The 25864-nt window shown below is 64.7% G+C and carries 22 protein-coding genes; 10 read left to right on the top strand and 12 right to left on the bottom strand.

What is annotated here, in order from left to right; all coding sequences use genetic code 11:
* Positions 1-67 precede the first annotated feature (67 nt).
* Both J2S96_RS17815 and J2S96_RS17810 read left to right on the top strand, forming a co-directional pair.
* On the top strand, positions 68-910 hold the full coding sequence (locus J2S96_RS17815) for an SGNH/GDSL hydrolase family protein (protein ID WP_306866425.1): 843 nt from the start codon (positions 68-70) through the stop codon (positions 908-910).
* A gap of 62 nt (positions 911-972) precedes the next feature.
* On the top strand, positions 973-1275 hold the full coding sequence (locus J2S96_RS17810; protein WP_306866423.1) for a hypothetical protein: 303 nt from the start codon (positions 973-975) through the stop codon (positions 1273-1275).
* Between the two features lie 31 nt (positions 1276-1306).
* Here J2S96_RS17810 and J2S96_RS17805 read toward each other — a convergent pair whose 3' ends face one another.
* From J2S96_RS17805 to J2S96_RS17780, 6 genes are all read right to left on the bottom strand, one after another.
* On the bottom strand, positions 1307-2704 hold the full coding sequence (locus J2S96_RS17805; RefSeq protein WP_306866420.1) for an AAA family ATPase: 1398 nt from the start codon (positions 2702-2704) through the stop codon (positions 1307-1309).
* Positions 2705-2734: 30 nt separating this feature from the next.
* Entirely contained in the window at positions 2735-3931 is a 1197-nt protein-coding gene (locus J2S96_RS17800) for a serine hydrolase domain-containing protein (RefSeq protein WP_306866417.1), read from the bottom strand.
* Between the two features lie 91 nt (positions 3932-4022).
* Positions 4023-4835 (bottom strand): bifunctional allantoicase/(S)-ureidoglycine aminohydrolase, encoded by an 813-nt coding sequence (locus tag J2S96_RS17795; RefSeq protein WP_284753733.1) that lies wholly within the window; start codon positions 4833-4835, stop codon positions 4023-4025.
* A gap of 11 nt (positions 4836-4846) precedes the next feature.
* Positions 4847-6127, bottom strand: coding sequence for a DUF6986 family protein (locus J2S96_RS17790; RefSeq protein WP_306866413.1), 1281 nt, complete (start codon positions 6125-6127; stop codon positions 4847-4849).
* 2 nt (positions 6128-6129) lie between these two features.
* The gene (gene aceB, locus J2S96_RS17785; protein ID WP_306866410.1) at positions 6130-7740 is read right to left on the bottom strand and encodes a malate synthase A; all 1611 of its coding nucleotides are present in this window, start codon (positions 7738-7740) and stop codon (positions 6130-6132) included.
* Between the two features lie 23 nt (positions 7741-7763).
* On the bottom strand, positions 7764-9164 hold the full coding sequence (locus J2S96_RS17780; RefSeq protein WP_306866407.1) for an NAD-dependent malic enzyme: 1401 nt from the start codon (positions 9162-9164) through the stop codon (positions 7764-7766).
* A 211-nt stretch (positions 9165-9375) separates the two neighbouring features.
* Between J2S96_RS17780 and J2S96_RS17775 the strand changes: the two genes are divergently transcribed.
* Complete coding sequence (locus tag J2S96_RS17775) at positions 9376-10131, top strand: IclR family transcriptional regulator (RefSeq protein ID WP_306866404.1); 756 nt, start codon at positions 9376-9378, stop codon at positions 10129-10131.
* Positions 10132-10214: 83 nt separating this feature from the next.
* Here the strand turns inward: J2S96_RS17775 and J2S96_RS17770 are convergent, their stop codons facing one another.
* Positions 10215-11705, bottom strand: coding sequence for a nucleobase:cation symporter-2 family protein (locus J2S96_RS17770; RefSeq protein WP_306866401.1), 1491 nt, complete (start codon positions 11703-11705; stop codon positions 10215-10217).
* A 181-nt stretch (positions 11706-11886) separates the two neighbouring features.
* On the bottom strand, positions 11887-12801 hold the full coding sequence (pucL, locus tag J2S96_RS17765) for a factor-independent urate hydroxylase (RefSeq protein WP_306866399.1): 915 nt from the start codon (positions 12799-12801) through the stop codon (positions 11887-11889).
* 505 nt (positions 12802-13306) lie between these two features.
* Between pucL and J2S96_RS17760 the strand changes: the two genes are divergently transcribed.
* Complete coding sequence (locus J2S96_RS17760) at positions 13307-13483, top strand: hypothetical protein (RefSeq protein WP_306866396.1); 177 nt, start codon at positions 13307-13309, stop codon at positions 13481-13483.
* Positions 13484-13590: 107 nt separating this feature from the next.
* Here the strand turns inward: J2S96_RS17760 and J2S96_RS17755 are convergent, their stop codons facing one another.
* The gene (locus J2S96_RS17755; RefSeq protein ID WP_306866394.1) at positions 13591-14331 is read right to left on the bottom strand and encodes a DUF2510 domain-containing protein; all 741 of its coding nucleotides are present in this window, start codon (positions 14329-14331) and stop codon (positions 13591-13593) included.
* A gap of 34 nt (positions 14332-14365) precedes the next feature.
* A complete protein-coding gene (locus J2S96_RS17750; protein ID WP_306866392.1) occupies positions 14366-15709 on the bottom strand; it encodes an 8-oxoguanine deaminase in 1344 nt (447 codons plus the stop codon).
* 446 nt (positions 15710-16155) lie between these two features.
* On the opposite strand from J2S96_RS17750, the gene J2S96_RS17745 reads away from it, so the two are divergent.
* From J2S96_RS17745 to J2S96_RS17725, 5 genes are all read left to right on the top strand, one after another.
* Positions 16156-16650: a nucleoside deaminase gene (locus J2S96_RS17745; protein WP_306866389.1), complete on the top strand. Its 495-nt coding sequence runs from the start codon at positions 16156-16158 to the stop codon at positions 16648-16650.
* A gap of 15 nt (positions 16651-16665) precedes the next feature.
* Positions 16666-18174: an NCS2 family permease gene (locus J2S96_RS17740; protein ID WP_306866387.1), complete on the top strand. Its 1509-nt coding sequence runs from the start codon at positions 16666-16668 to the stop codon at positions 18172-18174.
* 292 nt (positions 18175-18466) lie between these two features.
* Positions 18467-19666: an XdhC family protein gene (locus tag J2S96_RS17735; RefSeq protein WP_306866385.1), complete on the top strand. Its 1200-nt coding sequence runs from the start codon at positions 18467-18469 to the stop codon at positions 19664-19666.
* A complete protein-coding gene (locus tag J2S96_RS17730) occupies positions 19657-20598 on the top strand; it encodes an FAD binding domain-containing protein (protein ID WP_306866383.1) in 942 nt (313 codons plus the stop codon). The genes J2S96_RS17735 and J2S96_RS17730 overlap by 10 nt, the downstream gene beginning before the upstream one ends.
* Positions 20599-20600: 2 nt before the next feature.
* Positions 20601-23390 (top strand): molybdopterin-dependent oxidoreductase, encoded by a 2790-nt coding sequence (locus J2S96_RS17725; protein WP_306866380.1) that lies wholly within the window; start codon positions 20601-20603, stop codon positions 23388-23390.
* A 1-nt stretch (position 23391) separates the two neighbouring features.
* On the opposite strand, the gene nboR is transcribed toward J2S96_RS17725, so the two are convergent.
* The gene (nboR, locus tag J2S96_RS17720) at positions 23392-24021 is read right to left on the bottom strand and encodes a nicotine blue oxidoreductase (protein WP_306866376.1); all 630 of its coding nucleotides are present in this window, start codon (positions 24019-24021) and stop codon (positions 23392-23394) included.
* Between the two features lie 198 nt (positions 24022-24219).
* Here nboR and J2S96_RS17715 point away from each other — a divergent pair, with 198 nt between their 5' ends.
* Positions 24220-24411: a YegP family protein gene (locus J2S96_RS17715; protein ID WP_306866375.1), complete on the top strand. Its 192-nt coding sequence runs from the start codon at positions 24220-24222 to the stop codon at positions 24409-24411.
* 67 nt (positions 24412-24478) lie between these two features.
* Here the strand turns inward: J2S96_RS17715 and J2S96_RS17710 are convergent.
* Positions 24479-25864, bottom strand: a 1386-nt coding sequence (locus tag J2S96_RS17710) for a transketolase-like TK C-terminal-containing protein (protein WP_442320020.1), incomplete at its 5' end; no start/stop codon positions are given.

The following is a 25864-nucleotide window of genomic DNA, read 5'->3' as shown; positions in this document are numbered from 1 at the left end:
CCCATGGGGCAATCGAAGTTTGGCCCTGCGACCCTTGACCAACAGAAAGCAAGCCCGGGACAGATCGATGGACAAATCACGCATATTCCGCTTCGCTGCTTCCGTGATCGCGGTCGGAGTGCTTTTGGCCGGCTGTTCACAGGCGCCCTCCGTCCAACCATCCAGCGACGGCCAGACTGCAGCGCCCGCCGCGCCCTCAGGGAGCCCAGCGGCAGCGGCTCAAGCTCCCAAGAAGACTGATTCCGGGCAGGATCCTTCAAAGCTTCCCGTGGGGTCCTTGTACAAAAACCCCGCCAACAACCGGAAGGAAATCATCCTCGCGGACGTCCGGCACACAGCTGTCCTCATTGGTGACTCCCAGTCCCAGCCTGAGGGATCGTGGCCACGGGCAGCCCTGGGCTCCATCGGCTACAAGGTGTACACGGTGGGCCGCGGCGGAACAGGTTTCGTAGCCGCCACGAGCGACACGGGAAATTACATCGATGCGCTGCAACGTGGAGACTGGGTATTGCCCTATGGGGCGCCCCCGCTGGTCGTGGTCCAAGGCGGAGGCAACGATGCTGCCCGCAAGGTAAGCGATGAGCAGATCACGAGCAACGCCAACAGGCTCATTGCTGCCCTCCGGAAGAGGTATCCGCTGGCGAAGATCGCCATGATCGGAACGCTCGCCAAGGGCTCCAATGCGGGCGGTGGGCGCCGTACGGAGGTTGACGCACTCCTCGGCAACATCGCGGCGAAGGCCGGAGCGACATTCTTCAGCGTGGGCGACTGGATCACCAAATACCAGGTCGCCGGGGACTTGGTGGACGGCGTGCACCTGAATGCTGCCGGGCATGCCAAGCTCGGTGGTGTCCTGGGGGCGGACATGGCCGCGGCGGGTCTTCGCCTACCGCCGGACCGTGCCAGCTGAACCGTCCCTTGCGCGAGCGGGCGGGGCTGGCAGAACGTCCCGTGCCGGATAACAATTGATCTATGGTCAGCTATTCAGCCCTTGAAGAAGCGTCCAGCAAGAATCCGCATGACTGGGGCCGGGCCATGGCCACGGCGATGACGAAACTCCTGGATGCGGCTCGCATTGACGGACGGCATTTTGAACACGAGTTCCTGTATGGCGAGGAACTACGCCTGAGGGTCGACGAGAACAACGGCGGAGCCACGGTCAAGCTCACATGGACGCCCGCGGACCAGGAGCCCGGGTCCGAAACCGCGGACCAGGAGCCCGGATCCGAGCCCGCGGACCAGGAGCCCGAACAGAAGGCAGCAAACTCTGAGTGAGCGCGCCTTTGGCGTGCTGAACTCGGGCCGGCTACTCCTGTGCGACGGGCTGATGGCCGTTGCTTCCGAGCAGGCTCCGGGTCAGGGCCTCGCCGTCGGCCATGAGCTGGTCCACCGCTTCGCCCAGGTGCGAATCGCCGGGAGTCTCGCCCGCCAGTGCGGCCGCGACCACAGAGCGTCGGATGAGTTCCTTCGCGAACGACGCCGTGGTGCCGGCTGTGCGGGCCGCGGCGGCGTCGATCGCCGCAGGGGAGAACGGGAGTCCGCCCGAATACAGGCTCAAGAGTCCTAGCCGTTCGTGTCGGGATGGAAGCGGGATCTCCACCGCCAAGTCAACTCGTCCAGGCCGCTGGGCGAGCGCCCGCTCCAAAAGATCCACCCGGTTGGTCGTCAGCACGAAGGCGACGTCGGCGTCGTTGTCCAGCCCGTCCATGGCGTCGAGCACCTCGAAAAGCAACGGCTTTGGCCCGTGGCCGAAACTGCGGTCTTCCGCGATCAGATCGCAGTCCTCCAGCACCACAATGGACGGCGCCAGAGCCCGGGCGATCTTGGCTGCCTCGGCAACCCGGGCAAGCGAACCGCCGGAGAGGAGCACCGCCGTCGTCCCCTCGCTTTGGCTCAGCAGGTACCGGACGGTGTGCGTCTTGCCCGTGCCCGGCGGCCCGTAAAGAAGGAGGCCGCGCTTGAGATGCTGCCCGTGCGCAGCCAAAATGTCCGCCTGGCGGGCAATACCCAGGGAATGGCCCTCCACTTTGTCCAGGAGCCCCTCCGGAAGGACCACGTCACTGCTGGCGAGTTGCGGGCGCCTGACGAAGGTCACTCCACTGATGCCCGGCGCGTAATCGTTCACCGTGAGGGCAATGATCTGGCCTTTGAAAACACTCCGGTGCTCCATGTCCCGCCGTACTTCGGCTAGCAGGCCGGAAGCGACTGCGGGGTGGGTGGCCAGAACTTCGAGCGAAGCGGTTGGCCGGTGACGTTCGATCCTGGCCTCGCGCTGGAGCACCGCCACAGGCGAGCCGCCATAGGTGAAAAGCCAAAGTCCCAGCGAGACGGCCTGGCGTTGCTGCTCCGGGCCTGTGGCCAGGTTGGTGTAATCCGGCCTGCCGAGCGGGAAGCGCGGGTAAGTGCGGGAATGTTGGAGCATATCGCTGAAGGACATGTGGTGGCGCTGATCGCCGCCAGCGATGCCTACCAGTCGGTAGTCGGGATCTTGGCCGGCAAGCCCTTCCATGATGATGTCCACATCTACCAAGCGGTGCGGCGGTATCTCTTCAGCCACCACGGACAGTTCGTATGCGGGCACACCGAGGTGCCCGGTCAGCGCCTGTAGAAGCTGCTCGCCGTCGTCGGCATGGTCCAACCCGGACTGCGCCAAACGAGTCAGTGTCGCGAAGTCTTCGATGAAGTTCCCCAATTTTTCATCCATGGCTCAGACCCTAGCAGGATGCGTCGCGACTCAGCAGAGTCCGTTCATGGCGGCGACTGCCACCTCACGGAGTTGCTCGAACTCCGGCTGGCCGCTGCCGTCCGTCGTTTCAATGTGCTTGTCCGTGTCGGAGGGATAGGCGAAGCTCATGGCTATCTGGCGGCTCCCATCGCTCGTGGACAACGCTATGCTCGCAAACCAGGTGCTGCCGCCGTAGCCGTAATAGAAACCGTTGGTGCATTCGTCATTCCAACGCTGCAGCCCGAGTCCGTGGTCCTCCTGCCCGATGGTTTGCATTTCCCGGAGGGTGCTCGCCGTGAGTAGCCAGCCCTGCATGAGCGCTGCGTAGAACGTGTTGATATCGCCCACCGTGGAGATGACTCCCTCGGCGGGTGAACCGACGAGGTACTCCGGCTGTGAGGCATTGATGCGCTCGCCGTCGATGAATTCATAGCTTTGGATCATGTCGCGCGCATCCCGGTCCGGTTCGGCTGCCAGGGAGGTGTGGTTCATTCCCAGCGGCACGAAGATCTCTGAATCCAGGACATCTCCGATCGGCCGGCCGCGGAGTTTTTCTATAATCGCGGCCAGGACGAAGTAGTTGGCATCTGAGTAGCGGAACAACTGGAAGTTCGCGTGCGTCCACGGCACGGTTCCGGCCATCCGGAGGTATTCCTGGATGCTGAACGGCATGTCGATGGCTTGCTTGGGCGGCATGGCCTTCAAGATGGCTTCCGGAGCGTCGGGCAGGCCGGAGCTGTGGTTCAACAGGGAACGGACAGTTACGGGGCCGGGTGGATGGAGGAGCTGTTCGATTTCCGGGAAGTAGTCGGTGACGGGGTCCTCAAGGCCCAGCTTTCCTTCCTGGACCAGCTTGAGCGCCGAGACCGCAACCATCGACTGCGTGATGCCTCCGGCCTGGATCCGGTCTGTCACGGCAACGGGCTCGCCGGTCTCGACGTCTTGGCTTCCGTAGGCCTGGGACCATTCGCGTCCCCGGACCTTGATCTGGACGACGACGGCCGGCGCGCCCCGGTTGAGCATTTCATGTGCGAAGAAATCCACAACCGGGGATTCCGGAAGCGCCGTCTGTGAATCGGTGGACGAGCTGGCTGTGGGGGGCTCAGCGGTCAGAGGGTAGGTGCAAGCGCCGGAAGCCAGAACCAACGCGAGGACAAGGACCCACCGGGATACACGGGAAGTCTGAGAGGTTCGCGCAGCCGCCATGGCTGCCTCCTGAAGCTACGCTGCAGGGCAACGGCTGGGCGCCCTTGCCCCTAGTTTCGATGGTCCTCTTCGGAGGCAAAGGGGTCAACGTTCAGGTCAGCTTCACCTGACGGTTGACGTCCTTGTACAGCAGGTAGCGGAACGGGCCCGGGCCGCCGGCGTAGCAGGCCTGCGGGCAGAAGGCGCGCAGCCACATGAAGTCCCCTGCCTCCACCTCGACCCAGTCGTTGTTGAGCAGGTACATGCCCTTGCCCTCCAGGACATACAGGCCGTGTTCCATGACGTGGGTTTCCGGGAACGGGATGACCCCGCCCGGCTGGAATGTCACGATGTTCACGTGCATGTCGTGGGCCAGGTCGTTGGGGTCCGCGAAGCGGGTGGTTGCCCAGACGCCGTTGACGTCCGGCATTTCGCCGGCCTCGACCTCGTCGTCGCTCGTGACAAAGGACTTGGCTTCGTAGCCCTCAAGGCGCTCGTAGGCCTTGCGGATCCAATGGAAGGAAACGATGTCGTCCGAGACGTTCTCCAGGCCCCAGTTGGAACCGGCGGCCAGGTAGGCGTAGCCCCCCTCCTCGAGCTGGTGCAGTTCGCCGTCAAGGGTCAGGTTGACCTTGCCTTTGGTGACGAAGACGACCCCTTCGACGCCGGCCTCGAACTCGGCCTTGGGAGCCCCGCCGCCCGGGCCGATCTCAACGATCAGCTGGGAGAACGTGGTGGCGAATCCGGAGATCGGCCGCGCGATGATCCAGGAACGCGTATTCGAGAAGCCAGGCAGGTTGCTGGTGACGATATCGGTCAGCACGCCCTTGGGGATGACCGTGTAGGCCTCCGTGACGATTGCGCGTTCGGTGGTGAGGTGGGTCTGCGGCGGCAGGCCGCCCTGGGGATAGTAGTACTTGCCCATCATTGGATCCTTTACTTGGAGGTGGTGTGTGCGAGCCGAGGATGCGCCAGTGCAGTCAGCCGGGGGAGTTCGACGCCGGCAAGCGCCAGCACTTCTTCGGAACCCACCGCTCCGCACTGGACGCCGCGCAAAACGAAGGCGGCCAGGGCCCGGGCGGTGGCGGGCTCGTCCATGACGCCGCCCTCGGTGCGCTCCACATAGTTGCGGAGGCGGCCCGCGGCGGCGGGAAGGCCCTCGCGGTAGAAGGCATACGTTGCCGCGAAGCGGCTGGGCAACTGCGCAGCGTGCAGGTCCCAGCCCTGGTAGTAGCCGCGTTCAAGGGAACGGCGGACCAAGCGGCCGTGCAGTTTCCACGCATTTTCCACGTTGTCGCCCACCGGAATGATGTTGGTGGAACCGTCGGAAAGCCGGATGCCCGTGCCCGCAACGGCCAGCTGCATGACTTCCTTGGCGAAATCCGCCACAGGGTGCTCCATGGATTGGTACTCGGCAGAGATCTGCAACGAGGCAGAGTAATCGTAGGTGCCGTAATGCAACGCACTGATGCGCCCCGGAACGGCGTGCGGAAGCCGGGCCACAGGGGAGGTTCCCTCCGGGCCAAGGATCAGCTGGGGCGTCTCCACCTGGACCTCGAAACGCAGGCGGCCGGAAGGAAGGGCATGGATCTCTTCCAGTCGGGAGACCGCGAAGTCCATTGCCTGCACCTGGGCCACCGTGGTGACCTTCGGCAGGGTCAGGACGAGGCCCTCGGGCAACTCGCCGGCGGACGCCAAAGTGGAGACGAACAGATCGAGCGTGCGAAGGCCACGTGCCCGGGTGGGAGCCTCGAAGCACTTGAACCGGATACCGATGAAGGGCGGAGCGGAGCCTGAGGCAACGGCTTCGCTGACGGCTTGGGCCGCCGCCACTGCGGCGACGTCTTCCATTTCGTCGCCACGGTCGCCGTAGCCGTCCTCGAAGTCGAGGCGCAAGTCCTCGATCGGTTCGCTGTGCAGCTTGGCAGCGACACGGGAGGCGACGGCGGCAGCCAGTTCGGGCTCCTGGCCCAGCAACGTACCGAGCCGTTCGAGACCGCCGTGGGCCTCCGCCGTCGTGATCGCCTGGGCGCCCCATTCCGCGGACAGCGACGGCGTGAAACGGTCCGCCGGCACGTACACCGTGTGCACGGGCTGGCGGGTGCCGTCGTCGCCGGGGTAATTACGTTCGAGGAGCTGGTCCGTAGCGGCGAGCTGCTTATCGATGGCGGCGAGATCTGACGGAGTCAGGGAGGGAGAGGATGAGGAAGCGGCCATTCCTACACCAGCTCGTAGGCGGGAGTGGTGAGGAAGTCCGTGTAGTCCTCGGAGAGGCAGATCTCCGCGATCAGGCGGCTCGCCGGCTCGTAGAACTTCTCGAAGGATTCTGCGTCCACCTCGCCCCGCAGGCGGTCGGTCTCTTCGCCGAGGATACGGGTGACCAGTTCGCGGGTGACCGTGTTGCCGGTGTCAGCCAGGACGGACTTGTTGCGGATCTGCTGCCACACCTGGGAACGGGAGATTTCCGCCGTCGCGGCATCTTCCATGAGGTTGTGGATGGCGACTGCGCCGCTGCCGGAGAGCCACACGGCGGTGTACGCGACGGCGACATAGAGGTTCAGGCGAAGCCCGGCCTCGGTCACCTGGCCACCAGCGGAGGAGATGTCCAGCAGTTGCTCTGCGGTCACGGAGACCTCGGGGCGCTGCTTGTCCAGTTGGTTTGGCTTGCCGCCGTTTTCCGGATCGCCCAAGACCGAGTCGAACACTTCGCGGCATGTGGGGACAAGGTCCGGGTGGGCCACCCAGGAACCGTCGAAGCCGTCGTTCGCCTCGCGGGTCTTGTCCGCGCGGACCTTCTCGAAGGCTTGGGCAGTGACCTCGGGCTCGCGGCGGTTCGGAATGACGGCGGCCATGCCGCCCATGGCGAAAGCGCCGCGCTTGTGGCAGGTCTTGACCAGGAGCTCGGTGTAGGCGCGCATGAACGGGGCCGTCATGACCACCGAGGCGCGGTCCGGCAGGATGAAGGACTCGCCCGCGTCGCGGAAGTACTTCACGATGCTGAACAGGTAGTCCCAGCGGCCGGCATTGAGGCCGGAGGCGTGGTCGCGCAGTTCGTAGAGGAACTCGTCCATTTCGAACGCCGCCGGGATGGTTTCGATCAGCATCGTGGCGCGGACGCTGCCCTGCGGGATGCCGAGGTAGTCCTGGGCGAACACGAAGATATCGTTCCAGAGGCGCGCCTCAAGGTGGCTTTCCATCTTGGGCAGGTAGTAGTACGGGCCGTGGCCGTTGAGCAAGAGCTGCTTCGCCACGTGGAAGAAGTGCAGGCCGAAGTCCACCAGCGCGCCGACGGTGGGTTCGCCGTCGAGCAGCAAGTGGCGTTCGTCCATGTGCCAGCCGCGCGGGCGGGCGACGACGACGGCGAGCGGGGCGTCCGTGCGGAGCCGGTACTCCTTGCCGTCCGGGGAGGTGTAGCTCAAGGTGCCCTGGGCCGCGTCCCGGAGGTTGAGGATGGCATCGATGACGTTCGCCCACGTCGGGGTGCTGGCGTCCTCGAGGTCGGCGAGCCATACCTTGGCGCCTGAGTTCAAGGCGTTGATGGCCATCTTGGCAGGGGAAGCCGGGCCGGTCATCTCGACACGGCGGTCCTGCAAGGCCTGGGGCGCTTCGGCGACCTTCCAGTCGCCGTCGCGGATGTCCTGGGTTTCGGGCAGGAAGTCGAGGCGTCCCGTGCGGGCGACTTCTTCACGCTTGGCGACGCGCGCTGCCAGGAGCTCGTTGCGGGTGCCGGCGAAACGGCGGTGCAATTCCTCCACGAAGGCCAACGCCTTGGGAGTCAGGATCTCCTCGGCTCGTTCGATCGGCCGGGGGTCTGTGACTGTGAGAGCCATGGGTGGTCCTTTCCTTGGTGGCGCTAGTTGGCCTTGGCGGCGGCAGCGGATGCCGCGTTTGCTACGGCACTGGCGACGTCGGCTGCAACGTGGGGGTCGAAGACGCTGGGGATAATGTAGCTCGCATTCAGTTCATCATCTGCAACCCGATGGGCGATAGCCTCTGCGGCGGCCACGAGCATTTCCGGGATGATGTCCGATGCTCCGGCGTCGAGCAGTCCGCGGAAGAAGCCAGGGAAGGCCAGCACGTTGTTGATCTGGTTGGGGAAGTCGCTCCGGCCGGTGGCCACCACGGCTGCGTGCTTGGACGCAATCGCCGGGTCGATCTCCGGGGTGGGGTTGGCCATGGCGAACACAATCGCGTCCTCGGCCATCGAGGCCACCTGCTCTTCGCCGATCACGTGGGGAGCGCTGACGCCGATGAAGACGTCGGCACCCTTGAGTGCTTCGTGAAGCGTGCCGGAGAAGCCTTCCTCGTTGGTGTTCGCGGCAATCCAGGTGCGGTGTTCGTCGTCGTACTTTTCGCCCGAGTGGATTGCACCGGAACGGCCGGCCGCGACGATGTGCTGTGCGCCCTGGGCTTTGAGGAGCTGGATGATGGCGGATCCCGCGGCGCCGACGCCCGAGACGACGATCTTGACCTCGCTGAGCTTCTTGTCCACGACGCGCAGGGCGTTGACAAGGGCCGCGAGGGTGACGATTGCGGTGCCGTGCTGGTCATCGTGGAAGACGGGGATGTCCAGTTCGTCGCGGAGGCGCTTCTCGATTTCGAAGCAGCGCGGGGCGGCGATGTCTTCGAGGTTCACGCCGCCGTAGACCGGGGCCAGGGCCTTGACGATCTTGATGATCTCCTCGGTGTCCTGGGTGTCCAGGCAGACCGGCCAGGCATCGACGTTGGCGAACTGCTTGAAGAGCGCCGCTTTGCCTTCCATGACCGGCAGGGCGGCCGCGGGGCCGATGTTGCCCAGGCCCAGGACCGCGGAACCATCGGTGACGACGGCGATCGTGTTCCGCTTGACCGTGAGGTTGCGGGCCGCGGCGGGATCTTCGGCAATGGCGAGGCAGACGCGTGCGACGCCTGGCGTGTAGGCGCGCGAGAGGTCGTCGCGGTTGCGCAGGGCCACTTTGGGGACCACCTCAAGCTTGCCGCCGAGGTGCATGAGGAAGGTGCGGTCCGAGACATGCTGGACTGCGACGCCGTCGAGCGCGTTGAGGGCGTCCTTGACGCGGTTGGCATGACCTTCGTCAGTGGTGTTGCAGGTGACGTCGACAACCAGGGTGTCGTGGTGGGACTCGGTCACATCCAGCGCGGTGACTGCTGCGCCCGCGGCGGCGACGGCCGCGGCCAGCTCGCTCGTGGCAGTGAAGCTCGACGGCGCGGCGACGCGCAGGGTGATCGAATTTCCGGGGCTCGGGTTCGCCATTGAATTTCCTCCTCGTACAGGCCCGCGGGTGGGCCTCCGCTCAAACCGAATGTTTTCGTATTATGGATATTATTATCTACAAAGTGGAAACACAAGCCCTGATCGGTGAGCAAGCATTCCGCCGTCGTGTGCTGTATCTTGAGTGTTCTAAGCAATTCTTTTCACGATGCGGATAAGAGTTGTCGGATTCCGAGCCATAGGAGACAACGGAATGGCTGAAAAGCCCTCGGGAGGCGTGCAGTCCGTCGAGCGCGTCTTCGAACTGCTGGAACTCATCACAGACGCCGGCGGAGACGTCACGTTGAGCGAACTGTCGTCCTCGACAGACCTGCCACTCCCCACCATCCACCGCCTGCTGCGGACGTTAGTGTCACTCGGCTACATCCGGCAACTGCCCAACCGTCGCTACGCCCTGGGCCCCCGGCTCATCCGGCTCGGCGAAGGCGCCAACAAGCAACTCGGAGCGCTGGCCCGGCCCCAGCTGAAGTCCCTCGTGGACCGGCTCGGCGAAACGTCCAACATGGCCGTGCTGGATTCGGACATGGTCATCTACGTTGCCCAGGTTCCGTCGCTGCACTCCATGCGCATGTTCACAGAGGTGGGCCGCCGAGCCCATACGCATGACACCGGCGTCGGAAAGGCCATCCTGGCCCAGCTCGATGACGAGGTGGTCCGCGGCATCGTGGCCCGGACGGGTATGCCGACTCCGACGGCAAAGAGCATCGGGGATATCGACTCCCTTATCGCCGATTTGAATCGGATCCGCGAACGCGGCTACTCGATTGACGAGGAAGAGCAAGAGATTGGCGTCCGGTGCTTCGCGATGGCCGTCCCCAACGCTCCGACGCCGACCGCCATTTCCGTTTCCGGACCCGTGTCCCGCGTGGACCAGCACTTTGCCGACCGAGCCGTGCCCTTGCTGCGCGAGGCCGCCCTTGCGATCTCGGCCGAGCTGAACCAGAACTAGCTGAACCAGAACCAAGGACGCCGAATGCCGCCCGACACGCGTGTGTCGGGCGGCATTCGCTCTTAATTCCCTTTTCAGGGGGCTCAGTGCTCGGCCGGGGTGTCCGACTTGAGCGGCACTTCCTTGCCGTCGGCGTCGATCAGCTTGCCGTTCTCGAAACGGTCGCCGTGCGCCAGGCACGCAATATCGGCTTCGCTGACCACGCGTCCCGTGCCCGCCACGAACACCGATTGGTTGTCCGAGTTGCCGGTCTTGAAGTGGTTGAAGAGCACGTTCAGCAAGATGGCCATAAGGGCGGCCGAGCTGATGCCCGAGTGGAAGATCGTGGAGAACCAGGCCGGGAACTGGTCGTAGAACTTCGGCGCCGCGATCGGGATCATGCCGAAGCCGATGGACGCAGCCACGATGATCAGGTTCATGTTGTTGCGGTACTCCACCTTGGAGAGCGTCCGGATGCCGCTTGCGGCCACAGTGCCAAAGAGCACGACGCCGGCGCCGCCCAGGACGGGTGTGGGAACCGCTGCGACAACTCGTCCGAGCACCGGCAGAAGGCCGAGGACCACCAGGATGAACCCGCCGGCGCTGACCACGAAGCGGCTCTTGATGCCGGTGATGGCCACGAGGCCGACGTTCTGGGCGAAAGCGCTCTGGGTGAAGGAGTTGAAGATCGGGGAGATGGCGCTGGAGAGCATGTCCGCCCGGAGGCCATTGCCGATACGGCGTGAATCGACTTTCGTCCCGACGATTTCTCCGACGGCGATGATGTCCGCTGAGGTCTCGGTCAGGGTGACGAGGATGACGATCAGCATTGAAACGATGGACGCGATCTCAAAGGTGGGAGCGCCGAAGGCGAAGGGCGCGGGGAAGGCCACCACCGGGCCCTGGCCGATCTTCGAGAAATCGGCCATTCCCGTGGCGAGTGCGATGACTGTTCCGATGACCATGGCAAGGAGGATGGAAAGGCGCGAGATGGCCGCGTTGCCGATCTTGCTCAGGAGCAGGACGATGCCCATCGTGGCCGCGGCGAGTCCGATGTTCGCCACGCTGCCGTAGTTGGGTGCGGCGCTGTTGCCTCCCATGGCCCAGTTGGCGGCGACGGGCATGAGGGTCAGCCCGATGGTGGTGATGACGGTGCCCGTGACAACGGGCGGGAAGAATTTGATGATCTTGGAGAACAGGGGTGTGATCACCAGGCCGATCAGGGACGCCACCATGACCGAGCCGAACACGGCCTGGATCCCGCCGCCGCCGTTGACGATCGCCACCATGGTGGAAACGCCGGCGAACGACACGCCCTGGACCAGGGGGAGCTGCGATCCGAAGAACGGGATGCCAACGGTCTGCAGAATGGTGGCGAGGCCGCCGACAAACAGGCAGGCCGCGATCAGGAGGCCGATGTCCTGCGAGGACATGCCTGCGGCCGCTCCGATGATGAGCGGCGGAGCGATGATGCCGCCGTACATGGTCAAGACGTGCTGGAAGCCGTAGGCGAACGTGCTCCCGATCGAGAGGCGCTTGTCCTCGGGGCGGGCTGGCCCGGACTCGGCGGCGCGGGTCTTATTCTTCGTGTTCATGGCAGACTTTCTTGGTTCATGGCCGACGTCTTTGTCTGGCTAACAATGTCTGGCTAACAATGTGGGTTTTGGGTGCGGGTGATTGCCCGACTGACTCGCATGTGATGCCGTTTTGAGGCGCCAAAACGTTGAGGCGCCAAAACGGTCCTGCTACGAGTCAGCCGGGCGGGTGCCTTGGGGCTTAGCAGAAGCCGGCGATGCCGTTCCACGCAGCCGGGGCAGGTGTGGTGTTGTCGCGCTGGACCGTGGCTTCGATCAAGCCGTACGGCCGGTCCGCGGCGAAGAAGACCTCGTTGGGGTTGTCGAGGCCGAACGGGCTGAGGTCCACCAGGAAATGGTGCTTGTTGGGCATGGAGAACTTGATCTCGTCGACTTCGCTGTGGGCCTCCAGCACCTTCTTGCCCATGTCGAACAGGGTCTGCTGCAGGGCGTGGGAGTAGTTCTCCGTGAAGCCTTCCAGGAGCAGGGCCTTGATGTCCTCGTAGCTCTTGTTGAAGTCGGTCCCGGCAACGTCGAGCCCGGTGCTGTAGCGCCAGCGGGCCGAGACATCGGTGGCGAGGATGCGGTCCGTGGTCTCGGGCAGAGTGGTGTACCGGTCGCGGGGGTAGCCCACGAACCCGGACTGCGTGGTCTTGAGGACGGTCAGGTCCTTGAGGCCGGAAATGACGTGCGTCGTGTTACCTTCGCGGACCACGACGGCGGTGCGGACTTCCTGACCCTTGCGGACAAAGCTGTGGTCATGTTCGGAGCCGTGGGCCTGGATGCGGTCCCACGTGTAGGCCTCAGCTTCCCAGCGGCCACCCGTGACCCACTCGAAGCCCGAGGTGAAGTGTTCGCTCAGACGGAGGAGGAATGCTTCGGGGGAGCCGACGCCGTCGCGGGCAAAGGCGTAGATGGTGTTCTTCTGGGTGTCCGTGGCGACGACGTGTGCGTTGTCGCCCTGGAGGTGCGCAGCCTGGAAGTCGCCACGCAATTGCGAGGTGACGTTCAGGTCTTCGATCTGGTGGCGGTCGGTGTCGCGGGTGACTTTGACGACGCGGACTTCTGCCTTGCCGTACTGGTTGTCGCCGAGGACGATCTTGTTGCTCATGGTCATATCCCAACTTCTGTGAGGTGGAACCACTAAGGTCCACCAATGAAATTAAGCGCGTGTTTCGTACGCGTTTCTGGTGGAGCCGACCCAACAAAAAAGAGCCGGCATCCGTTGATGCCAGCTCATTACGACCCTGCCTGCTGCTCCCAGGTTACGTGACCTGCGCCACGAATTGGAAAAAGCGTAGCCCACGTTTGCCAGTGGTGTACATCACTTCCCAAGAATCGTTACCTACTTTCTGATTGTGACCGACGTTTGCCGGCGGCAGGCTCGGGGCCTCGCGGGCACCTCTTGACGCGATTCGACAAGCCCAACTACTCTTTCCATATAACAAAAACTGTTTTCCGGAATGCGGAAAATTACAGAGATTGAAATCGTCGAGGATCTGGCAGTTGACGCTTCGAAGGGTCTGGCAACGTTCCGACGAAGAACTCGACCCCTCGATGGGCTCGACGAAAGGCTTTGGCCGCATCCCCGGAGAACTTGAGCGCACGAAATAGGAGGACAGATGGACTCGCAGGATAAGAACAACGTCGTGGAATTCCCGGCGCCCGGCCAGGAACTGTACCTGCCATTCGGCGCCACGGATCCAGACTTCTACATTCCGGCCGATTGTGACCGCATGCCGGGAACTTTCTCCCGTTGGCTGCGCACGCTTCCGGTATTCGGCCGGCAGCGTTCCTAAGTGCCACCCTTTTAGGTGAGTACGTGGGTGTGGCCCGGGTGCTGCGTTCCAGAACGCAGCGCTCGGGCCACACCCACGATCTCGGCCAACAGGGCGCGGAGAGAACCCTACATTTGCAAGGTCTTGGCGATGGTCGAAGCAATCATGCTCACTTTGACGGCCACCAGGATGAAGCTCACGGCAAACAGGCCAATCAGTGCCCAAACCGGTGCGAGTCCGCGCCGTGGGGCGACCTTGTGGACGATCACGGAGCGACCCACTACGTAGACTCCCGCGCCGAGGAATGCCCATGCCCAGTGGAACGGGCGGACCACCCCGTCCCTTTGCAGCTTTTGCCAGTCCAAGTAGGCCAAGAGGACGCTGACCCCGTAAATAAGCCAGCCAGTGGCGATGAGCAGGAAGTATGGAGCGCTGAACGAGCTGGGATCGATGACCGGCACACGCCTGGCGCCCGCATATCGCAGATGGAAGACCGGATTCCAGATAAGCAGGATGATCAGCGTGATCACCGGCAGTAGCGTGACGAGCCAGATAAATGGGTTGTAAACCGGGGTCTGACGGCTGATTTCCGGGCGCGGGATGGGCTGGACTGGTCCCGCGTACTGTCCTGGCCCCGCGTATTGCCCTGGCCCCGCGTATTGCCCTGGCCGCGAGGCCGAAGGCCACCCAGTGCCGGGCTGACCCGCGCCGGGCTGACCTGCGCCGGGCTGACCCGCACCGGCCTGGGCCGGTGGGTTCCAGGCGTTTCCGGTCCAGGCGCTACCGTCCCACCACCGGAGTTGCCCGGAGCCCGAGGGGTCCGGGTACCAACCTGGAGGAGCCGGCGTGTTGTGCTGGGGGACGGTCATGATTTGCCTCCTGATCTACGATCTAGTCGAGAGGCTACTCCGAATCTCTGATCATTTTCTGTGCGGCGGCTGAATGTTTGGCAATAAGTTCCGGGATGTCCAGATCCGGAATACGACCGTCCACGACCCGCCATTTTCCCGCCACCATGACGCGGTCCGCGCGGTCCGCCCCGCAGAGCAACAATGCCGCGACGGGATCGTGGCTGCCGGAGAAGCGCAGCCCGTCGAGGGTGAACATGGCGAGGTCTGCCTGCATCCCGGGAGCAAGCTGGCCGAGGTCCGTGCGGCCCAGCACTGCGGCGGATCCCCGGGTCGCCCAGCCGAGGGCGCGCTCCACGGTGACGTCCGCGCCGTAGCGCAGCCGCTGCAGGTAGAGCGCTTGCCGCGCTTCGAGGATCATGTTGGAGGTGTCGTTCGACGCCGAACCGTCCACTCCCAACCCCACCGGAACGCCGGCCTCCTCAAGTTCCAGCACCCGTGCGGTGCCGGACGCGAGCCGCATGTTCGACGTCGGGCAGTGCGCGACGGCGGTCCCCGCGGCACCCAGCCGGGCGATCTCGTCGTCGTCGAAGTGGATTCCGTGGCCGAGCCAGGTGCGCTTTCCGAGCCAGCCGACGCTGTCCAGGTAGTCGACCGTGCGCAGTCCGAACATTTCGCGGCAGAAATCTTCCTCGTCGATGGTTTCGGCGAGATGTGTGTGGAGCCGGACGTCCAGGCGTTCGGCCATGGCGGCGCTCTCGGACATGATTTCCCTGGTCACGGAGAACGGCGAGCAAGGGGCCAAGGCGATCTGGATGACCGCTCCTTCTCCCCGTTCGTGATATTTCCCGATCAGACGTTCGCTGTCTGCAAGGATCACCTCCGGGCGCTGCACCGTGGACCGCGGCGGCAGTCCGCCGTCGTCCTCGCCGAGCGTCATGGACCCGCGGGTGAGCATGGCACGCATGCCGAGTTCACGCACGACGCCGACCTCGACATCGATCGCGTCCTCGAGTCCCGCAGGGAAGAGGTAGTGGTGGTCGGCTGCCGTGGTGCAGCCGGAAAGCAGGAGTTCCGCCAGCGCTACCTTCACGGCGAGTTCGAGGCTGTCCGGTGTCAGCCGCGCCCACACGGGATAGAGGTTCTGCAGCCATGGAAACAGGGGCGCATTGGCCACCGGTCCCCAGGCCCGCGTGAGCGTTTGGTAGAAGTGATGGTGCGTGTTGATGAGCCCGGGCAGCAGGACGTGGCGGCCGGCGTCGTAGGTTTCATCGCATGGCGCGGAAGGGCGCTTTCCGGCGGGGACGAGTTCGGCGATCTTCCCGTCGCTGACCACGATGCCGCCGCCGGCGTCGAGCCCGTTGGCGGTGAACACGGCGAGGGGATTCTTGATCCACATCCTCGGAGAGGTTGGGGCCGAGCCTGGAGTCGTTATTGGGGCTGCTGGCTGGGAATCGGATTTCGGGGACACAGGGATCCTTGTCTGGTCGGCGTAGTTGCGTTCCAGCTCAGTGGTTCCTGTCTGCTGATCCAGGTGTCGGCGGGTCGACCCTGCCGGTGGGACCCAGCGTAGGCGCGCCGTCGAAGTGCGTCAATGTGACCGGCGCCTGACCCCCGGCCGACAGCTAATTTCACATGTCGAAACCTTTTTTCCAGAAACTATGGCGCAGCTCACTTCTCCGGTGCTAATCTCAATTTGCCAAAGGCGGGCACCCGGACTCCGGGAAGCTATCTACCAGGCGAAACCTTCAAAAGCACATGCTGAAGCCTGGTAATCGCAGCACTGCTCTGTCATGTTCAGATGCCCCCTGGTTACAGGCTTCCTCAGCACTAAGGAAGTCGCACATGAGTACCACCGTCACGGCCGAACACTACTTGGCCACTTCCATTGAGCTGGCAACAGCCAATGTCCTCAACAGCGGCGGTCCGTTTGGCGCCGTCATTGTCACCGCGGATGGCCGCGCCTTCGAAGGCGTCAACCGGGTCACCGCAAGCAACGACCCAACGGCTCACGCCGAGGTTACCGCCATCCGCAACGCCTGCCGCGAGCTCGGCACCTTCGACCTCAGCGGAGCCACCCTCTACACGAGCTGCGAGCCATGCCCCATGTGCCTGGCTTCGGCCCTCTGGGCACGGATCGGCAACGTAGTCTTCGCCGCGGACCGGCACGACGCCGCCTCCGTGGGTTTCGACGACGCTGTCTTCTACGAATATTTCGAGAACGAGGACCGGGACGCGCTCATGCCGGTCACCAAACTGGAATTGGTCGACCCCCAAGCGCCGGCCATCCTGGCACCGTTCAACACCTGGAACACGCTTGACTCCAGGATTGACTACTAGGGCCGGTGGCTGAAAATGACAATCCTGGACCCCGCTGAAATTCAAGCGGCCGCAGAGCCAGCACGGCGGGGCAGCAGCCCCAAGCCCCCGGCGTCGAATTCCTTCCTGGACCGTTTCTTCCAGATCACCAAGCGTGGCTCTAGCCTGGCCCGCGAATTCCGCGGCGGCATCGTCACGTTCTTCACGATGGCCTACATCGTCATCCTCAACCCCCTGATCCTGGGCGGATTCTCGGCCCAGAACGCACCCACGGACGTGGCAGGCGGATGGTTGTCCGCCGCGCAGGTGGGGGCCGTCACCGGCCTGACCGCCGGTGTCATGACGGTTCTTTTCGGCCTCATCGCGAACCTGCCGTTCGGGCTCGCCGCAGGCTTGGGAATCAACTCGTTCCTGGCAGTCGCCGTGATCCACGAGGTCACGTGGCCCGAAGCCATGGGTCTGGTGGTCATCAACGGCATCCTGATTGTCCTGTTCGGCGTCACGGGTGCCCGAACCGCGATCTTCAAGGCTGTCCCCAAGGAACTCAAGGCCGCCATCACCGTTGGCATCGGCCTGTTCATCGCCTTCATCGGCTTCGTCGATTCCGGCTTCGTCCGCGCCACAAAAGGCGGACCGCCGGTACAACTCGGCACCGATGGTTCCATCACCTCTATACCTACCCTCATCTTCATTGTCGGTCTGCTGGTCATGGGAATCCTCGTGGCACGTAAGATCCAGGGCGGCCTCCTGATCGGAATCGTCGCCACCACGGTCCTCGCCGCCGTCGTCGAGGCCGTCCTGCACATCGGGCCTGGCAGCGCCGCCAATCCCGGGGGCTGGCACCTCAACACGCCGGTACTGTCCGGCCAGCTGGTATCCGCCCCGGACTTCAGCCTGGTGGGCCACTTCGACCTCTTCGGCTCGTTCTCGCGGATCGGCGGCCTGGCAGCCACGATGCTGGTGTTCACCCTGGTGTTCACCAACTTCTTCGACGCCATGGGCACCATGACCGGCCTCGCCAAGAGCGCCGGTGTGGCGTACAAGGACGGAACGTTCCCGAAGCTCAAGTCGGCTTTCATCGTCGAAGGCCTCGGGGCGGTAGCCGGCGGCGCGACGTCGGGCTCCTCCAACACCGTCTACATCGACTCCGCGGCCGGCATTGGCGAAGGTGCCCGCACCGGCCTGGCCTCGGTAGTGACCGGGCTGTTGTTCCTGGGTTCGATGTTCCTGACCCCGCTCACCAGCGTGGTTCCGCTCGAGGTCGCGGCCGCTGCCCTGGTGGTGGTAGGCGCCATGATGATGGCACAGATCCGCGAGATCAAGTTTTCCAAGTTCTCCGTGGCTTTGCCCGCCTTCCTCACCATCGTCACCATGCCGCTGACATACTCCATCGCCAACGGCATCGGCGTCGGATTCATCTCCTGGGCCGTGATCCACGCGGCATCGGGGAAGGGCAGGAAAGTCCATCCGCTCATGTGGGTGGTGACCGTGGGCTTCGTGATCTACTTCGCCCGCGGGCCGATCAGCGCCCTCCTCGGAGGTTAGCCGGCCATTGAGACGGCGGTCCGGCCGCGAGCCACCGCAATGAATAGGCGTCCGCCGATCGTCGCCAACCGCATCAATGCGGACGACGACGGCGGGCGGCGGTGAGGTACGGCCGCTCCGCCAAGGACCGGGGTGGGAAATGAGAGGCCCGCCCCGGTCCTCTTCACGCAAACGGGTTCCCTGTTTACCCGAAGCTCTCCTGTACAGACGCAAGGAATGAGAATATGAGGCAAGATCGCACACTGCACCGGACCGGTCTCTGGTCCGGGACCTCGGTAAAGGAGGTTTTGCCATGCTGGAGTTGATGCCCTCGCTGGGCACCTGGCGGCCCGCGGTCTCCGGTCAGCGTTGCGCCGTTGCCACCATTGTGGCCGCAGGCGGCTCCGTGCCCCGGCCCCTCGGCACCTCCATGCTGGTTTCCGAACACGGAGACATCCTTGGCAGCCTCTCCGGAGGCTGCGTGGAAGGGGCCGTGGTCGAGGCAGCCCTTCAAGCAATGCACGACGGCGGCAGCCGCCTCGAGTCGTTCGGCTACAGCGCCGAGGACGCGTTCGCCGTCGGGCTTAGCTGTGGTGGCGAGCTGGAAGTCCACATCCAGCCAATCCAACCATCCGGCGCCGGCGGCCTGGACTTGACCTGGTTGAACAGCGCATCCGGCGGCCGCTCGACCTCCCTGGCACTCATCCGCAGGCTCGACGCCGCGGGAGGCGCCGTCGTCGTTCATGATCCGGCGCGTTTTTCCGCCGCTGGGTCACAGGAACTTTCCACCCTTCTCGGCGGGGATGACGCCGTGATCCGCGCGGCCGCGGCCCAGCTCGAGCCACTACTGCATGGAGGACGCACAGGACTCGTGCGGCTCGCCCCGGCCGAAGGTTGCGGGAGCTCCGGGCCGGAAGCCGAACCCATTTCCCTCTTCGTCGAAAGCCGCTCGCCCGCGGCCCGGATGCTGATCTTTGGCGCCAACGACTTCGGCGCCGCCTTGCTCTCCGCCGGGAAACTCCTGGGCTACGAAGTCACGTTGTGCGACGCCCGGCCCGCGTTTTCGAACCAGGGCCGATTCCTCGCCGCCGACCACCTCGTCACGGACTGGCCGCACCGCTACCTTGGCGCCGAAGCGGCCGCCGGCCGGATCGATTCCCGCACCGTGGTGTGCGTGCTGACCCACGATCCCAAGTTCGATATCCCGCTGCTGCAAACCGCCCTGGATTTGGATCTTGCCTATGTGGGAGCCATGGGTTCCAGGCGCAGCCACCGGCAGCGGATTGACGGACTGCTTGACTGCGGCGTCCCGGCCGAGGCCCTCGAATGCCTGCACTCTCCGATCGGACTGGATCTAGGTGCGGTCACTCCAGCCGAAGTGGCCGTTTCCATTACCGCCGAAATCCTCGCGTCCCGCCGCCCGGCTTCCACCGTGGGCCCGCTCAAGGACGGGACAGGACCCATCCACCAGACCAACACCCCCGAACACAGCAAGGTGACCCCATGGACATGAACACCATCGAGTCCGTGGTTTCCACCACGGATCCAGGCCAGTGGCGCGAGGGCGACGCCTGGCTTGCCGGCGGTACAGTCTTGTTCTCCTACGGGAGTCCGGTCGGCAGCGAAGAGCCGCTGAAGCGCCTCCTGGACCTGGGGCAAGCAGGGTGGCCGGCCGTAACCGTGAACGACGCTGGCATTGAATTGGCCGCCACCTGCACTGTTGCCGAGCTCTACGCCCTCCCGATATCTGACGCGGTGGCAGGCCGGAACTGGCCGGGACTGGAGCTTCTCCGCCCGTGCTGCGACTCCTTCGTGGCCTCCTTCAAGGTGTGGAACATGTCCACCGTGGGCGGTAACCTGTGCACATCGCTCCCGGCCGGACCCATGATTTCGCTGTGCGCCGGCTTGGATGCGACGGCCACCATCCTCGGCAGGCACGGCGGCAGCCGTACCGTTCCTGTGGCCGAGTTCGTTGTCGGGGACGGGAAAAATTGCCTGGCACCCGGCGAACTCCTGCGCAGCATCCAGCTACCGGCGTCAGCCTTGGCAGCGAAGGTGGCTTTCCGCAGGCTCTCGCTGAGCAACCTCGGCCGATCCGGGGTGCTGCTGATCGGAAGGCTCGACGCCGATGGCACCCTGGTCCTCACCGTCACCGCCGCCACCAAGCGGCCCGTGCAGCTGCGGTTCGCCACCGCGGAGTTGCCCGACGCCGGGCAGCTGGCAGCCGCCGTCGAGCGTTCGATCCCTGCGGAGCTTTACCACGACGACATCCACGGACTCCCGGAATGGCGCCGGGCCATGACCTTCCGCCTCGCCGAGGAGATCCGCGCGGAGCTGTGCGGCCCGGTTCCAAGCGGACCGCTCACCGTCTCAGGCGATTTCTGGCCGCCGCACGCTACCTCGCCGCAACCGTCCACCCAACCCGCACAGCAGAAGGAGGCCTAAGCATGGCAATCGAGATCAACGGAACCACCACCGAGGCCGCCCCCCGCCCGGGGCAGTGCCTCCGGACGTTCCTTCGTGAACAGGGCAACTTCGGCGTCAAGAAAGGCTGCGACGGAGGGGACTGTGGCGCCTGCACCGTTCATGTCGACGGAACTCCCGTGCACAGTTGCATCTACCCGGCGGTGCGCGCCGAAGGGCACTCGGTCACCACGATCGAGGGGCTGTCGCGTGGGCAGGAACTGCATCCGGTACAGCAACAGTTCTTGGAACACCAGGGCTTCCAGTGCGGCTTCTGCACAGCCGGCATGATGATGACCGCCGCCACCTTCGACGAGGAACAAAAAGCCAACCTCCCGAGAAACCTCAAAGGAAACCTGTGCCGCTGCACGGGTTACCGCTCCATTGCGGACGCGGTGTGCGGGGTCGCCCGCGCGGAGCACAGCACCCACGACGCCGGAACTGGCCAGCTCGGCGACGACGTTCCCGCGCCCGCGGGTCGGGCAGTCGTCACCGGCACCGCCCGCTACACCCTCGATGTTCCGGCAGAACAGCTCCCCGGACTACTGCACCTCAAGCTGCTGCGCTCGCCGCACGCACACGCCCGGATTGTCTCGATCGATACGACGGCGGCCCTCCAGGTACCGGGCGTCGTCGCGGTCTTTACGCATGCGGACGCGCCGGACCGCTTGTTCTCGACGGCCCAGCACGAGCTCTACACCGACGATCCCGACGACACCCGCGTCCTCGACGACGTGGTGCGCTTCATCGGCCAGCGGGTTGCCGCCGTCGTCGCCGAATCGGTGGGCGCAGCCGAAGCCGGGGCACGGGCTATCAGAGTGGAGTACGAACTCCTTGACGCTGTCTTCTCGCCGCAGGACGCCTTGCTGCCCGGTGCGCCCGCAATCCACGGAGAGAAAGACGGCGAAACGGCCCGGATTTCCCGCCCGCAGAACAACGTCGTGGCGGAAGTCCATTCCGAGTTGGGAAACGTCGAAACCGGATTCGCCGCGGCCGACTTCATCCACGAGGACACCTACCAAACCCAGAGAGTGCAACACGTCGCGATGGAAACGCACTGCTCCATAGCGTGGGTGGAGCCCTCGGGAAACCCGGGGGAGGACCGGCTCGTGGTGCGTTCCTCGAGCCAGGTTCCATTCCTGGTCCGGCGGACCCTTGCCCGCCTGTTCGACCTTCCCGAAGACCGCATCCGCGTGGTGGCCGGCCGCGTGGGCGGCGGCTTCGGCGGCAAGCAGGAAGTGCTCACCGAGGACCTCGTGGCCATGGCGGCCCTCAAACTGCGCCGGCCCGTGCAAGTGGAGTTCACCCGCACCGAACAGTTCACTGCGGCCACCACACGCCATCCGTTCACCATCAAGGTCAAGGCCGGAACCGACAGCGACGGCCACTTGACCGCGATGCAGGTGGATGTGGTAACCAATACCGGCGCGTACGGGAACCACGCGCCCGGAGTAATGTTCCACGGTTGCGGCGAGTCCCTCGCGGTCTACAAATGCGCCAACAAGAAAGTGGACGCGCAGGCCGTCTACACCAACACGGTCCCGGCCGGCGCATTCCGCGGCTATGGCCTCAGCCAGATGATCTTCGCGATCGAATCCGCCATGGACGAACTTGCCGTCGGAATCGGCATGGATCCCTTGGACTTCCGGCTCAGGAACATGGTCCGGCCGGGGGACCACATGTTGTCAACGAATCCGGAACCGGAAGAGGACGTGTTCTACGGGAGCTACGGACTGGACCAGTGCGTGGTGTTGGTCCGGGACGCCCTGGATCGCGGCGGCCAACGCTACCGGGCCGCCGGGCTCGACGATCTCGGCCCGGAGTGGGTCACCGGCGTCGGTTCGGCACTGTCGATGATCGACACCGTTCCGCCGCGCGGACACTTCGCGCACACACACCTCAGGCTCCTGCCGGACGGCACCTTCGACGCTGCCGTCGGGACCGCCGAGTTCGGCAACGGCACCACCACGGTGCACGCGCAGCTGGCGGCAACCGCGCTGTCCACGACGGCCTCGAACGTCGCCGTGCGCCAATCCGACACGGACCTTGTGGAGCATGACACCGGCGCGTTCGGCTCCGCGGGCACCGTGGTGGCCGGGCAGGCCACGCTCCTCGCGGCCCAGGAACTCGCCGTTCGCCTCCGGGCGTTTGCCGCGGGAATCCTCGGGGCCGATGCGGGGAGCTGTGTCTTGGTGGAGGGTGCCGTGGAATCCCACGGCACGCGCCTCACGCTTGCCGAGCTGTCCAGCCGAGCCGAGGCAGCCGGGATTGAACTCGCCTCCGAGGGGCGTTGGGGCGGAACTCCGCGTTCAGTCGCGTTCAACGTCCACGGATTCCGGGTTGCCGTGAACACCGGCACGGGGGAGTTGCGCATCCTGCAGAGCGTGCAGGCGGCCGATGCCGGCGTTGTGGTCAATCCGCGGCAATGCCGCGGCCAAGTGGAGGGCGGAATCGCCCAGGCCCTCGGCGTCGCGCTGTATGAGGAAGTCCGCGTGAACGACGCCGGCCGGGTCACCACTGACATCCTGCGGCAGTACCACATCCCGTCCTTCGCGGACGTGCCGCGCAGCGAGGTCTATTTCGCGAAAACAAACGATGAGATGGGGCCGCTCGGTGCGAAATCCATGAGCGAGAGCCCGTTCAACCCCGTGGCGCCTGCACTGGGCAATGCCATCCGGAACGCCACCGGGGTGAGGTTCACGTCGCTCCCCATCGCGCGGGACAAGATCTACCTGGCGCTGAAGGACGCCGCAGCCACCATGCAACTGGTGTGAGCTAATCGTTGAGCAGGTGAAGTTGCTCCTTCGTGTCCACGTCCGTGCCATCGGCGAGGTCACTGCAGTCGACGACGTCGACTAGCCCGGGATGCGCCTTGAGAAAACGGCGCGCTCCGGCGTCGCCCGAAGCGGTCTCGGCGACGTCGGCACGGAGGGTGGAATCGATGATCAAAGGGTGGCCGCGCCGGAGTTTTGATGTGGTGCTGCCGTTGTGGACATTCTCCGGGTAACCGGCTGCGGTCACCCGGCCACGTTGGTGCCTGGCCAAGAGCCTGGCGACGACGTCGGTGGTCAATCCGGGCTGGTCCACCAGGGCCACCATGACGTTGTGGCCCGGGGGAGCCGCCGCAACACCTATACGAAATGAGCTCGCCATGCCGGACGCCCACTCCGGGTTGTCCACCACGAGGTACTCGTCCAGGTTCGTCGCGTGCCTGACATCCTCGGCTCCGGCGCCAAGCACCACGACTACCTTGAGGCATCCGCCGTCGAGCAATGTCTTGGCGAGTACCTCCACCAAGGTGCGGCCGCGGAAGGGCAGCAGCGCCTTGGGGCCAAGGCCCAGGCGCGTCCCCGCGCCGCCGGCCAACAGCACACCAGTGGTGGGCAAGGTGCTGAAGTTTTTCATGGGTTCACCCTATCCGTGGGCCCGGAGGTCTCCAGGCGCGCCTCGCATTGCGATATAGGTCTACCGAAAAAGGTTGAATATTACCCATGGGTAGGCCTACTAGCGGGCTTCCATGGCCGATATTCTCTTAGGGACTTCACGAGAGTCCGTGGTCTTCGAAGGGGATGCAAGGACGCATCCGCGGTGGAAAGAGGGTTTATGTCTGGCATTTTCGAGATATTGACAGCTGGGGAGCAATCGTTCCGTTTCCGTTTGAAAGCCGATGATGGAACGGTAGTGGCGGTGTCGCCCAAGTTCCCGGATATTGCGGCACTCGTGGCCGGTATCAACGCAGTCAGGGAGAATGCCGCCACAGGATTCGTGGTGGATCGCCGCTCGATCGGCGCGTAGGAACACATCGGCGGTAGTGCTCAGGGAGCACTACCGCCGATTCCTTTTTGCAGGGGAAATGCTGGTCTCAGCTTTCGCCGCCTGCCCCTCCGGTGGTGCCGGCAGTTACATCGAGGAGTTTGTACCGGTCCATGGCGTACGACGGCGCTTGCGGGTCGACTTCTCCTCGGCGGGCGAGGAGTTGGAGGGTTTTGACGATGATGGAGTGGGTGTCGTTTTTGAAGTAGCGGCGGGCGGCTTGGCGGGTGTCGGAGAATCCGAAGCCGTCGGCGCCGAGGGAGGCGAATTCGTTGGGGATGAATTGGCGGATCTGGTCGGGGACGGCTTTCATGTAGTCGGTGACGGCGATGACGGGTCCGGTGGCGCCGGCGAGTTGCTGGGCCACGAAGGGGGTGCGTGGTTCCTCGCCGGGGTTCAGGAAGGCGTGTTCTTCGGCGGCGAGTCCGTCGCGTCGGAGTTCGTTCCAGGAGGTCACGGACCAGACGTCGGCGGAGACTGCCCAGTCTTCGGCGAGGAGTTTCTGGGCTTCGAGGGCCCAGGGGACGGAGACGCCGGAGGCCAGGAGCTGCGCGCGGGGGCGCTTTTTGTCCCGGTCCGCGGGCTTGGCCGGTGCGAGCAGGTAGATGCCTTTCAGGACTCCGTCTACGTCGAGGTTTTCCGGTTCCGCGGGTTGGCTGATGGGTTCGTTGTACACGGTGAGGTAGTACATCAGGTTACGGTCAGAGGAGTCTGGTCCGTACATGCGTTCGAGGCCGTCGCGGATGATGTGGCCGATTTCGTAGCCGTAGGCGGGGTCGTAGGTTTTCACGGCGGGGTTGGTGGAGGCCAGGAGGGGGGAGTGTCCGTCGGCGTGTTGGAGTCCTTCGCCGGTGAGGGTGGTCCGTCCTGCGGTGGCGCCGATGATGAAGCCGCGGGTCATTTGGTCCGCGGCGGCCCAGAAGGCGTCGCCGGTGCGTTGGAAGCCGAACATGGAGTAGAACACGTAGATCGGCACGAGGGGTTCGCCGTGGGTGGCGTAGGCGGTGCCGGCGGCGGTGAACGCGGCGACGGCGCCGGCTTCGTTGATGCCGGGGTGGATGAGCTGGCCGGCGGGGGATTCTTTGTAGGCCAGGACGAGGTCCCGGTCCACGGAGAGGTAGTTCTGGCCCTTGGGGTTGTAGATTTTCGCGGTGGGGAAGAACGCGTCCATGCCGAAGGTGCGGGATTCGTCGGGGACGACCGGGACGAAGCGTTTGCCGAAGTTCTTGTCCCGCATGAGGTCTTTCAGGAGCCTGACGAAGGCCATGGTGGTCGCGGCAAGTTGTTTGCCGGAGCCGCGTTTGGCGACGTCGTAGGACTTGGCCTCTGGCAGGGTGACGGGGGTGTGGGTGTGGCGGCGTTCGGGCACGGGTCCGCCCAGGGCCGCGCGGGCGTCCATCATGTACCGGATTTCCGGGGCGTCCATGCCGGGGTG

The organism is Arthrobacter bambusae (assembly GCF_030812595.1).
Classification (GTDB): domain Bacteria; phylum Actinomycetota; class Actinomycetes; order Actinomycetales; family Micrococcaceae; genus Arthrobacter; species Arthrobacter bambusae_B.
This window is presented reverse-complemented; position numbering and strand designations above follow the sequence as displayed.